The following is an 11,937-nucleotide window of genomic DNA, read 5'->3' as shown; positions in this document are numbered from 1 at the left end:
TGCCGGTAAGTGAGAGCGCGGCAGTGAGACTGTGGGGGATAAGCTCCATGGTCGAGAGGGAAACAGCCCAGAGCATCGACTAAGGCCCCTAAGCGTACGCTAAGTGGGAAAGGATGTGGAGTCGCAGAGACAACCAGGAGGTTGGCTTAGAAGCAGCCACCCTTGAAAGAGTGCGTAATAGCTCACTGGTCAAGTGATTCCGCGCCGACAATGTAGCGGGGCTCAAGCGTACCGCCGAAGTCGTGTCATTCCAGCATGAGGGCCAACGCCCGCTGGGATGGGTAGGGGAGCGTCGTGTGCCGGGTGAAGCCGCCGCGTAAGCGAGTGGTGGACGGTACACGAGTGAGAATGCAGGCATGAGTAGCGATACACACGTGAGAAACGTGTGCGCCGATTGACTAAGGGTTCCTGGGTCAAGCTGATCTGCCCAGGGTAAGTCGGGACCTAAGGCGAGGCCGACAGGCGTAGTCGATGGACAACCGGTTGATATTCCGGTACCCGCTTTGAAACGCCCAGTATCGAGCCCATTAATGCTAAGGCCGTGAAGCCGCCCTGGATCCTTCGGGTGAAGGGGAGTGGTGGAGCCGCCGGCCCAAGGTGGTAGTAGGTAAGCGATGGGGTGACGCAGGAAGGTAGTCCAGCCCGGGCGGTGGTTGTCCCGGGGTAAGGGTGTAGGCCGTGTGATAGGCAAATCCGTCACACATCAAGGCTGAGACCTGATGCCGAGCCGATTGTGGTGAAGTGGATGATCCTATGCTGTCGAGAAAAGCCTCTAGCGAGTTTCATGGCGGCCCGTACCCTAAACCGACTCAGGTGGTCAGGTAGAGGATACCGAGGCGTTCGGGTGAACTATGGTTAAGGAACTCGGCAAAATGCCCCCGTAACTTCGGGAGAAGGGGGGCCATCACCGGTGATGAGTCTTGCACTCTGAGCTGGGGGTGGCCGCAGAGACCAGCGAGAAGCGACTGTTTACTAAAAACACAGGTCCGTGCGAAGCCGTAAGGCGATGTATACGGACTGACGCCTGCCCGGTGCTGGAACGTTAAGGGGACCGGTTAGTCACATTTCGGTGTGGCGAAGCTGAGAACTTAAGCGCCAGTAAACGGCGGTGGTAACTATAACCATCCTAAGGTAGCGAAATTCCTTGTCGGGTAAGTTCCGACCTGCACGAATGGCGTAACGACTTCTCGACTGTCTCAACCATAGGCCCGGTGAAATTGCACTACGAGTAAAGATGCTCGTTTCGCGCAGCAGGACGGAAAGACCCCGGGACCTTTACTACAGTTTGATATTGGTGTTCGGTTCGGCTTGTGTAGGATAGGTGGGAGACTGTGAACTCTGGACGCCAGTTCAGGGGGAGTCGTCGTTGAAATACCACTCTGGTCGTGCTGGATGTCTAACCTGGGTCCGTGATCCGGATCAGGGACAGTGTCTGATGGGTAGTTTAACTGGGGCGGTTGCCTCCCAAAGGGTAACGGAGGCGCCCAAAGGTTCCCTCAGCCTGGTTGGCAATCAGGTGTTGAGTGTAAGTGCACAAGGGAGCTTGACTGTGAGACCGACGGGTCGAGCAGGGACGAAAGTCGGGACTAGTGATCCGGCGGTGGCTTGTGGAAGCGCCGTCGCTCAACGGATAAAAGGTACCCCGGGGATAACAGGCTGATCTTCCCCAAGAGTCCATATCGACGGGATGGTTTGGCACCTCGATGTCGGCTCGTCGCATCCTGGGGCTGGAGTCGGTCCCAAGGGTTGGGCTGTTCGCCCATTAAAGCGGTACGCGAGCTGGGTTTAGAACGTCGTGAGACAGTTCGGTCCCTATCCGCTGCGCGCGCAGGAGTCTTGAGAAGGGCTGTCCCTAGTACGAGAGGACCGGGACGGACGAACCTCTGGTGTGCCAGTTGTCCTGCCAAGGGCATGGCTGGTTGGCTACGTTCGGAAAGGATAACCGCTGAAAGCATCTAAGCGGGAAGCCTGCTTCGAGATGAGGACTCCCACCTCCTTGAGAGGGTAAGGCTCCCAGTAGACGACTGGGTTGATAGGCCAGATGTGGAAGCCGGGCAACCGGTGAAGCTGACTGGTACTAATAGGCCGAGGGCTTGTCCTCAGTTGCTCGCGTCCACTGTGTCAGTTCTGAAGTAACGAACTGTCGAGCCCCCATGGCCGGGGCTCCGGATCGATATCTTCATAGAGTTTCGGTGGTCATTGCGTTAGGGAAACGCCCGGTTACATTCCGAACCCGGAAGCTAAGCCTTTCAGCGCCGATGGTACTGCAGGGGGGACCCTGTGGGAGAGTAGGACGCCGCCGAACAATTTTTAGCCTCAGTCCCCGGACCTTGTCCGGGGACTGAGGCATTTTCGCGTTCAGGACGATTTCCTGGGATGCGCCTTGAAGAACTCCCAGATGAGGTCCGTGGCATTGACGCCGGTCACCGGATCGCCCATTCCTGGGTCGTTGCTGCCGGGCCAGTTGTGGCCCATGTCCGGGAGGCGGTACGTCAGGAACTCCGACTGGTCCCGGCACTTCGCGGGTGTGCGGGTGTTGTTGTCCTTGACCTTCACTGCTGGGCCGGCCTTGCAGGCAAGGCGTTCGTGCCAGGTGATGATGCCGATCTCCATGATGTTGTGGTTCTGGTCGAGGCCGCCGACGAAGGTGACCACGGAGACCGGGGACTTCGGCATGTAAGCGGCGTCGTTCGCGGATGGGCCGATGTAGCCGCCGCTCACCGGGGCTATCGCCGCCAGGGTTCCAGGAAGCTCGACCGCGAGCTTGAACGCCATGTCGGCGCCGTTGGAGATGCCCGTTGCATAGACGCGGTCCGGATCGGCCTGCCAGGTGGTGAGGAGGCGCTTCGTCATGGTGGAGATGAAGCCGACGTCGTCCTCGCTGCCGCAGCAGATCAGTGCGTTGTAGGCCTGATTGAGGCCGTCGGGGTAAGCGACGAGGAAGCCTTCTTGTCGGCCTTGGCATTGAAGCCGGTCAGCTTGGCGGCATAGACGCCGTCGCTCGGGTACGGATGCATCGCGATGACCAAGGGCAGCTTCTTGGCCGGGGTGTAAGCAGGCGGAGCGTGGACCGCGTACACACGCTTCTGGCCCTTCCAGGTGATTGTCACGCGCTGGTCGCCGGGGCGTGGGGACTCCTTGGCCGCAGGGGAGGCTTTGGGCTTCTTCTTCGTGTCATCGTCGTCGTCCGAGCCGCAGCCGGCCAGGAGGAAGGCCACGGCGACGGCGACGGCGACCTTGGGCGTTCTCGGGCCTGTCAGCATTGGCGCATGGTGGCAGGACGAGATCGGGCGGTCCAGAGGAATGGCTGGTTCGAAGCAGCCGTGTGTTCGGGGTATGATCTATCCCGTTGCCGCAGCGCAGCAGGCCCCAATAGCTCAGTCGGTAGAGCGTCTCCATGGTAAGGAGAAGGTCTACGGTTCGATTCCGTATTGGGGCTCAATAGCGAAGAAGGCCCCCGCCAACTGGCGGGGGCCTTCTTCGTGTTCAGGGCTTGCGGGGCTCCGGGACGCGCATCGCGAGAATCGCCATGTCGTCGGAGGCCGGTTCGGCGGCGAAGCGTTCGACAGCGCGCAGGACGCGGGAGGCGACCGCGCCGGCCGTGAGGCCCGTGCACGTGGTGAGAACGTCGACGAGTCCGTCGTCGCCCAGCATGCGTGTTCCCTCGCGGCGTTCGGTGACGCCGTCCGTGACGCAGAGCAGAACGTCGCCCGGGTCGAGAGTCACCATCTGCTCGTACAGCTCCAGGTCGTCCATGACGCCGAGGAGCGGCTGCGGTTCGGCCGCGGGTTCCACGCTGCCGTCCTGGCGCAGGCGGAGTGGGAGCGGGTGGCCGGCGCAGACGACCTTGAGGACCGCGCTGCCGTCCTCCTGTGGCCACAACTCGCCATAAAGGAGCGTCAGGAAGCGGCTGCGGGCGCCTTCGTCGAGGATCGCGGCGTTCAGGCGCTCCAGGACGGCGGGGCCGCCGAAGCCCTCGCGGGCGAGCAGGCGCAGGGCGTGGCGGGCCAGACCGGTGACGGCCGCGGCTTCCGGGCCCGTACCGCAGACGTCGCCGATGGCGAAGCCGTACGCGCCGTCGCGGATCGGGAAGAGGTCGTAGAAGTCGCCGCCGACTTCGTTGCCTTCGCCGGCCGCGCGGTAGATGACCTCGACCTCGACGCCCTGGATCTGGGGGAGTTCCGGCGGCAGCAGGCTGCGCTGGAGGGACTGGCTGATGGCCATGCGCTCGGAGTACAGGCGGGCGTTGTCGAGGGCGAGGGCCGCCCGGCGGGATAGGTCCTCCGCGAGTTCCAGGATCTCCTGGCGGAAGTGGTCGTCGGACGGCTTGCCGAGGGTCAGCATGCCGATGACGCGGTTGCGGGCGACGAGGGGCAGAACGACCGTCTCGCCGCCGACCGCGGCGGCCGTGGCGAGGGTGGTGCCGATACCGGAGGAGACCGGTGGTGTGGAGCCGAGACCGAGTTCGCGCTTGGAGGTGCGCAGTGCGGCTGCCTGGCCGGCCTCGGCGGGGGCGGTCCAGACGCGGGCGCCGGGCGTGGGCACCGGGTCGGGCGGGTCGATCTTGGACAGTAGGGCCTTGAGGCCGTCGATCCGCTCCTCGTCCTCGTGGAGTACGTAGCTGAGGTACGGCTCGGATGCCTGGTCGGCGATGGTGTAGACGGCGCACCAGGTGGCGAGGGTAGGGACCGTCATCTGGGCCATCAGCGCCAGGGTTTGGTCCCGGTCGAGGGTTCCGGCGAGCAGGTCGGAGGCCTCGACGAGGAAGGAGAGTGAGCCGCGGCGCAGTCGTTCCAGTTCGCCCAGGCGGGCCGATTCGACGGCCAGGGCGATGCGGTCGGCGGCGAACTGGAGGCGCAGGGCCTCCTCGTTGGAGTAGCGGCCCGAGGATTCGGCCGCGACTCCGAGGGAGCCGGTGAGGCGGCCCTCGACCTTGAGCGGGACGGTGACGACCGAGCGCATGCCGGTGGAGTTGAGGAGCGGGACAGCACCCGGGACGGCTGTGAGGTCCTCGTGGACGGCGGGCATCCGGGCGGAGCCGTAGCGGCCGGTGCCGGCCTCGACCGGGACGCGGGCGAAGCGCTGACGGGCCGAGGGAAGGCCGGTGGTGGCCCGTACTTCGAGTTCTGTCTCGTCGTCGGTGGCCAGCAGCAGGAAGGCCGCGTCCCCGTCGAGCATGTCGCGGGCGCGCTCGACGGTGCGCTGGAGAAGGCCGTCGAGGTCCTCGGGCGCCGGGGAGCCGATGAAGACCTCGAAGGGGTCGGTGGCGTGGCTCTCGGCGCCCGTCTCGGTCACGGGAGCGCGCTGCGGGGTCTGCAGCACGGCGCGTTCGTCGTCGCGTACGAGAAGGCAGACGGTGGATGGCTCGCCACCGGTGTCGCGGACCCGGAGGTGCGATGCGTAGACGGGGACGACGCGGCCGTCGGTGCCCCGGATGCCGTAACTGCCCTCCCAGCGGGAGAGTTGGAGCGCCTCCGCGATGCCGGTGCCGATGCCGGGAGTTTGCGGCCAGGCGGCGAAGTCCGTCAGGGGTTTGCCCATGACCTGTTCGGCGGCGTATCCGAAGAGGTGTTCCGCGTCTTCGTTCCAGACGGAGATCGAACCGCTGCGGTCGATCTGGGTGACGGCGACGCGTACGCGTTCGTCGGCGACCGGTAGGAGCGGGATCGGCAGGACCGGGCCGGCGGAGCGGGTGCCCACCGGGCGCTGGGGGAGGTCGAGTTGGAACCACACCTGTTTGAAGGTGGGGGAGTACTCGACGCCCCAGCGGGAGGCGAGGGCGGCGCACAGGAGCAGTCCGCGCCCGTTCTCGCGGTCGAGGCTGCCGAGCGACCGGCCGGTGCCCTGTATCGGGATCTCGCGCTCGGGGTAGCGGTCGGCGACTTCGACCCGTACACCTTCGTCTGTACGCAGACAGAGCACATCGGCGGCGGTGCCCGCGTGTACGACGGCGTTGGTGACGAGCTCGCTGGTCAGGACGACCGCGTCGTCCACTACGTCGGAGTACCCCCACCCCTGGAGGGTGTCGCGGACGAAGGCGCGGGCGGTCGCGACGGACCGCCCGACAGGGTCGAAGCTGGCAGCCGCCCGCGCGGTGATCACTGAACTCCTCGTACGCGTCTCGACGCCCGGCTCTGCCATGATCGGCCCTGCCCCTCCCGGTGCCCGGTGGTAGTACTTGCGCCACGCCGCCCCCGCCGGGCGGACCGGGGCGGTTGGACAGCCGGATGCCAGGTTACTTACCTTCGCTGTCCGAGCGGATGCCGGTCGCCGCTGTTTCCGCCCACTGGGGGCGGGGACGCTATGCGAAGCTGCCGAACTGTTATGGCCTGGTTCGGCCATGGTGAAACACTGGGCAGGCTGTCCTTGGACAGTCTGGGCAGAACGGTCAACCCCTGCGGGAGGGACACGGTGGAGTCTGGCGTGGCGGCGCGTGGCAAGAATACGCGCGCGAAAGGCGGACGGTCCCGGAGCAATGGGACAACCGAAGTGGATACGGCGGCTCTGAACAGGCTGCTTGCGGCTCTGGTGTCGATGCGGGACGGCAATTTCCGCCGGCGTCTGACCGTGTCGGGCGACGGCGTGATGGCGGAGATCGCGGCCGTCTTCAACGAGGTTGCGGACCGTAATCTCCACCTTACGGGTGAGCTCGCGCGCGTACGCAGGATGGTCGGGCGCGAGGGGAAGCTGACCGAGCGGCTGGAGACAGGGGCCTGCGAGGGCTCCTGGGCGGCCGCCATCGACGCTTCGAACGCTCTGGTGGACGATCTGGCGCGGCCGGTGTCCGAGGTGGGACGGGTGCTCTCTGCCGTCGCAGAGGGCGACCTGGAGCAGCGCATGGAGCTGCGCTCGCACTCCGTGGAGGGGGCGGATGCGGCGGTACGGCCGCTGCGCGGCGAATTCCTGAAGGTCGCGCGTACGGTCAACAGCCTGGTCGACCAGCTGTCGGCGTTCACCGACGAGGTGACCCGGGTGGCGCTGGAGGTCGGTACCGAGGGCAAACTCGGCGGCCAGGCGCAGGTGCGCGGTATGTCCGGTTCGTGGAAGGATCTCACGGATTCGGTCAACACGATGGCGTACCGATTGACCGCTCAGGTACGTGACATTGCTCTCGTCACCACGGCGGTCGCCAAGGGCGATCTGTCACGCAAGGTCACCGTCCATGTGGCCGGTGAGATGCTTCAGCTGAAGAACACCGTCAACACGATGGTGGACCAGCTGTCCTCCTTCTCCTCCGAGGTGACCCGGGTCGCCCGGGAGGTCGGCACGGAGGGCGAGCTGGGCGGGCAGGCGGCGGTGCCCGGTGTGGCCGGTGTGTGGAAGGACCTCACCGATTCGGTGAACACCATGGCCGGCAATCTGACCTCGCAGGTGCGCGGTATCGCCGAGGTGACGACCGCGGTCGCCAACGGTGATCTGTCGCAGAAGGTCACGGTGAGCGCGCGCGGTGAGGTGGCCCAACTCGCCGAGACCATCAATCAGATGACCGAGACGCTGCGTACGTTCGCGGACGAGGTCACCCGTGTGGCGAGCGAGGTCGGGGCCGAGGGTCTGCTCGGCGGCCAGGCGCAGGTGCCGGGAGCCGCCGGGACCTGGAAGGACCTCACCGATTCGGTGAACACCGTCTTCCGCAACCTGACCACCCAGGTGCGGGACATCGCGCAGGTGACGACGGCGGTCGCCAATGGCGATCTGTCGCAGAAGGTCACGGTCGATGTCGCGGGCGAGATGCTGGAGTTGAAGAACACCGTCAACACGATGGTGGACCAGCTGCAGTCTTTCGGTTCCGAGGTGACGCGGGTGGCCCGTGAGGTCGGCGTCGAGGGCCGGCTCGGCGGGCAGGCGGAGGTGCCGGGCGCGGCGGGGACCTGGAAGGACCTGACGGACTCGGTGAACACCGCGTTCCGTAACCTCACCGGCCAGGTGCGGGACATCGCGCAGGTGACGACGGCGGTCGCCAATGGCGATCTGTCGCAGAAGGTCACGGTCGATGTCGCGGGCGAGATGCTGGAGTTGAAGAACACCGTCAACACGATGGTGGCGCAGCTCTCCTCGTTCGCCGATCAGGTCACGCGGATGGCGCGGGACGTGGGCACGGAGGGCCGCCTGGGCGGCCAGGCGCGTGTCGACGGCGTCAGCGGTACGTGGAAGGAACTGACCGACTCCGTCAACTTCATGGCGGGGAACCTGACTTCGCAGGTGCGGCAGATCGCGCAGGTGACGACTGCGGTGGCCCGTGGTGACCTGTCGCAGAAGATCGACGTGGATGCGCGCGGCGAGATCCTGGAGCTGAAGAACACCATCAACACGATGGTCGACCAGCTTTCCGCCTTCGCCGAGCAGGTGACGCGGGTCGCGCGTGAGGTGGGTACGGACGGCCGGCTTGGCGGGCAGGCGCAGGTGCCCGGCGTCGCCGGTGTGTGGCGCGATCTGACCGATTCCGTGAACGGCATGGCGGAGAACCTCACCGGCCAGGTCCGTAACATCGCGCAGGTCGCCACCGCGGTGGCCCGTGGTGACCTGTCGCAGAAGATCGACGTGGATGCGCGCGGCGAGATCCTGGAGCTGAAGAACACCCTCAACACGATGGTGGACCAGCTCTCGAACTTCGCCGAGCAGGTGACCAGGGTGGCGCGCGAGGTGGGCACCGAGGGCATCCTGGGCGGCCAGGCCGAGGTCCAGGGCGTCTCCGGAACCTGGAAGGACCTCACACAGTCCGTCAACTTCATGGCCAACAACCTGACGTCGCAGGTCCGCAATATCGCCGAGGTGACGACGGCGGTCGCCAAGGGCGACCTGTCGAAGAAGATCACCGTTGACGCCAAGGGCGAGATCCTCGAACTGGTGACGACGGTCAACACGATGGTGGACCAGCTGCTGGACTTCGCCGACGAGGTGACCAGGGTCGCCCGTGAGGTGGGTACGGAAGGTGTACTGGGCGGTCAGGCACGGGTGCGTGGTGTCACCGGCATCTGGAAGGACCTCAGCGACAACGTCAACCTGATGGCCAACAACCTGACCAATCAGGTGCGCAACATCGCGCGGGTCTCCGCGGCGGTCGCCAACGGCGATCTGACGAAGAAGGTGACGGTCGAGGCGCGCGGCGAGGTCGCGGAGCTGGCCGAGACCGTCAACACGATGGTGACGACGCTGTCGTCGTTCGCCGACGAGGTGACCCGTGTGGCCCGCGAGGTGGGCACCGAGGGCGAGCTGGGCGGCCAGGCGCATGTGCCGGGGGTTTCCGGTACGTGGAAGGACCTCACCGAGTCCGTGAACTCGATGGCGTCCAATCTGACCGGCCAGGTGCGGCAGATTGCCACGGTCACCACCGCCATCGCCAAGGGCGATCTCACCAGGAAGATCGACATCGATGCGCGGGGCGAGATCCTCGAGCTGAAGACCACCATCAACACGATGGTGGACCAGCTGTCGTCGTTCGCCGAGGAGGTCACCCGGGTCGCCCGCGAGGTGGGCACGGACGGGCAGTTGGGCGGTCAGGCCCGGGTGCGGGACGTCGACGGAACCTGGCGCGACCTCACCGAGTCGGTGAACGAGATGGCCGGGAACCTCACCCGTCAGGTGCGCGCGATCGCGGCCGTCGCGACCGCGGTGACCCGCGGCGATCTGAACCTCAAGATCGATGTGGACGCGGCCGGCGAGATCCAGGTGCTGCAGGACAACATCAACACGATGATCGCGAACCTCCGCGACACCACCCTCGCCAACGAGGAGCAGGACTGGCTCAAGGGCAACCTGGCCCGTATCTCCGGTCTGATGCAGGGCCGGCGCGACCTGGACGACGTGGCCTCGCTGATCATGAGCGAGCTCACTCCGGTCGTCTCGGCGCAGCACGGCGCGTTCTTCCTGGCGATGCCGACGGGCGGCGGCTCGGACGTTTCGCCGGGCGGGGAGATGTCGTACGAGCTGTGCATGCGCGGCAGTTACGGCTACTCCGCCGGTCTGATGCCGACATCCTTCCGGCCCGGCGAGACGCTGATCGGCACCGCGGCCGAGGAGAAGCGGACCATCCAGGTCAATGTGCCGCCGGGCTATCTGCGGATCTCCTCCGGTCTCGGCGAGGCATCGCCCGCGTATGTGATCGTGCTGCCGGTGCTCTTCGAGGGGAAGGTCCTCGGTGTGATCGAGCTGGCGTCTTTCCAGCCGTTCACGCAGATCCAGCGGGACTTCCTCAACCAGATCGCCGAGATGATCGCGACGAGCGTCAACACCATCAGCGTCAACACGAAGACCGAGGTGCTGCTCAAGCAGTCGCAGGAGCTGACGGAGCAGCTGCGTGAGCGCTCGGCCGAGCTGGAGAACCGGCAGAAGGCGCTGCAGGCCTCCAACGCCGAACTGGAGGAGAAGGCGGAGCTGCTGGCGCAGCAGAACCGCGACATCGAGGTGAAGAACACTGAGATCGAAGAGGCGAGGCAGGTGCTCGAGGAGCGTGCCGAGCAGCTCGCGGTCTCGATGCGCTACAAGTCGGAGTTCCTGGCGAACATGTCGCACGAGCTGCGTACGCCGCTCAACTCCCTGCTGATCCTTGCCAAGCTGCTCGCGGACAACGCGGAGGGGAACCTCTCGCCGAAGCAGGTGGAGTTCGCCGAAACGATTCACGGGGCTGGCTCCGACCTGCTCCAGCTGATCAACGACATCCTCGACCTGTCGAAGGTCGAGGCGGGCAAGATGGACGTCAGTCCGACCCGTATCGCGCTGGTTCAGCTCGTCGACTATGTGGAGGCGACCTTCCGGCCGCTGACCGCGGAGAAGGGTCTCGACTTCTCCGTACGGGTGTCGCCGGAGCTGCCCGCGACGCTGCACACCGACGAGCAGCGGCTGCTGCAGGTGTTGCGCAACCTCCTGTCCAACGCGGTGAAGTTCACCGACAGCGGCGCGGTGGAGCTGGTGATCCGGCCCGCGAGCGCCGATGTGCCTCAGTCGATCCGCGAGCAGCTGCTGGAGGCGGGCTCGCTGCGGGACGCGGACGGAGATCTGATCGCCTTCTCGGTCACGGACACCGGGATCGGGATCGCGGCCGGCAAGATGCGCGTCATCTTCGAAGCGTTCAAGCAGGCCGATGGCACGACCAGCCGGAAGTACGGCGGTACGGGCCTCGGACTGTCCATCAGCCGCGAGATCGCCCGGCTGCTGGGCGGCGAGATCCATGCGGCGAGCGAACCGGGCCGCGGCTCGACGTTCACCCTTTACTTGCCCCTTCACCCCAGCGAACTGCCGCCGCAGGGTTACCCGCAGCTCGCCCCCGGCGCCTCCGGCCAGCAGGCCGACATCGCCGAGGACGCATCTCAGAACGGGCTCCCGCAGGCGCGGCACGATGCGCCCGCGCCTGCGGACGCCCACGCCGGCCCGGCCGCGCTGTTCCGGCGGCGGCGCAAGGCGCTGGGCTCGATGGACCAGCGGCGCGCGCTGCCCGGCCAGGTGGGCGGTGCGTCGGTGGGCGCGGAGCAGTGGGCCGGGGCGAACGCCGGCCAGGAGGCGCCGGAGGAGCGGCGCACCTTCGCATTCGACGGCGAGAAGGTACTGATCGTCGACGACGACATCCGCAATGTCTTCGCGCTCACCAGCGTGCTGGAGCAGCACGGGCTCTCGGTGCTGTACGCGGAGAATGGCCGTGAGGGCATCGAAGTCCTGGAGCAGCACGACGATGTGACGGTCGTGCTGATGGACATCATGATGCCGGAAATGGACGGGTACGCGACGACGACCGCGATCCGCAGGATGCCGCAGTTCGCCGGTCTGCCGATCATCGCGCTGACCGCCAAGGCGATGAAGGGCGACCGGGAGAAGGCCATTGAGTCGGGCGCTTCCGACTATGTCACCAAGCCGGTGGATCCCGACCATTTGCTCTCGGTGATGGAGCAATGGATGCGCGGGGAGTGAGCGACGCCTGCCCGGTTCTGTGCGAGTTGCTGACTGACT

At 66.0% G+C, this 11,937-nt stretch carries 4 protein-coding genes, 1 tRNA gene and 2 rRNA genes (1 of these 7 cut by a window edge); 4 read left to right on the top strand and 3 right to left on the bottom strand.

Annotation, left to right across the window (positions count from 1 at the left end; genetic code table 11):
• Together QFZ67_RS10020 and rrf are read left to right on the top strand one after the other, a co-directional pair.
• Nucleotides 1-2,101, top strand: a 23S ribosomal RNA gene (locus tag QFZ67_RS10020); it begins 1,022 nt to the left of the window's first position.
• A gap of 87 nt (nucleotides 2,102-2,188) precedes the next feature.
• A 5S ribosomal RNA gene (gene rrf, locus QFZ67_RS10015) occupies nucleotides 2,189-2,305 on the top strand.
• Between the two features lie 53 nt (nucleotides 2,306-2,358).
• Here rrf and QFZ67_RS10010 read toward each other — a convergent pair.
• Nucleotides 2,359-2,853 carry a PHB depolymerase family esterase gene (locus tag QFZ67_RS10010; protein WP_307660749.1) on the bottom strand — a complete coding sequence of 165 codons (495 nt, stop codon included), beginning with the start codon at nucleotides 2,851-2,853 and terminating at the stop codon, nucleotides 2,359-2,361.
• A 41-nt stretch (nucleotides 2,854-2,894) separates the two neighbouring features.
• Nucleotides 2,895-3,263 (bottom strand): hypothetical protein, encoded by a 369-nt coding sequence (locus tag QFZ67_RS10005; RefSeq protein WP_307660748.1) that lies wholly within the window; start codon nucleotides 3,261-3,263, stop codon nucleotides 2,895-2,897.
• A 103-nt stretch (nucleotides 3,264-3,366) separates the two neighbouring features.
• Between QFZ67_RS10005 and QFZ67_RS10000 the strand changes: the two genes are divergently transcribed.
• A tRNA-Thr gene (locus tag QFZ67_RS10000) sits at nucleotides 3,367-3,439 on the top strand.
• Between the two features lie 47 nt (nucleotides 3,440-3,486).
• On the opposite strand, the gene QFZ67_RS09995 is transcribed toward QFZ67_RS10000, so the two are convergent.
• Complete coding sequence (locus QFZ67_RS09995) at nucleotides 3,487-6,141, bottom strand: SpoIIE family protein phosphatase (protein WP_307660747.1); 2,655 nt, start codon at nucleotides 6,139-6,141, stop codon at nucleotides 3,487-3,489.
• 270 nt (nucleotides 6,142-6,411) lie between these two features.
• On the opposite strand from QFZ67_RS09995, the gene QFZ67_RS09990 reads away from it, so the two are divergent.
• Nucleotides 6,412-11,898: a HAMP domain-containing protein gene (locus QFZ67_RS09990; RefSeq protein ID WP_307660746.1), complete on the top strand. Its 5,487-nt coding sequence runs from the start codon at nucleotides 6,412-6,414 to the stop codon at nucleotides 11,896-11,898.
• The last annotated feature ends 39 nt before the right edge of the window (nucleotides 11,899-11,937 follow it).

The organism is Streptomyces sp. V1I1, from assembly GCF_030817355.1.
Taxonomy (GTDB): domain Bacteria; phylum Actinomycetota; class Actinomycetes; order Streptomycetales; family Streptomycetaceae; genus Streptomyces.
Note: the sequence above shows the minus strand (reverse complement) of the source record. Positions and strands in the feature narration are given on the sequence as shown.

What these genes read in the sequence shown, in the direction of transcription:
- QFZ67_RS10010 (WP_307660749.1), bottom strand. Translation starts at nt 2,853, where the DNA reads ATGACGAAGCGCCTCCTCACCACCTGGCAGGCCGATCCGGACCGCGTC.
- QFZ67_RS09995 (WP_307660747.1), bottom strand. Translation starts at nt 6,141, where the DNA reads ATGGCAGAGCCGGGCGTCGAGACGCGTACGAGGAGTTCAGTGATCACC.
- QFZ67_RS10005 (WP_307660748.1), bottom strand. Translation starts at nt 3,263, where the DNA reads ATGCTGACAGGCCCGAGAACGCCCAAGGTCGCCGTCGCCGTCGCCGTG.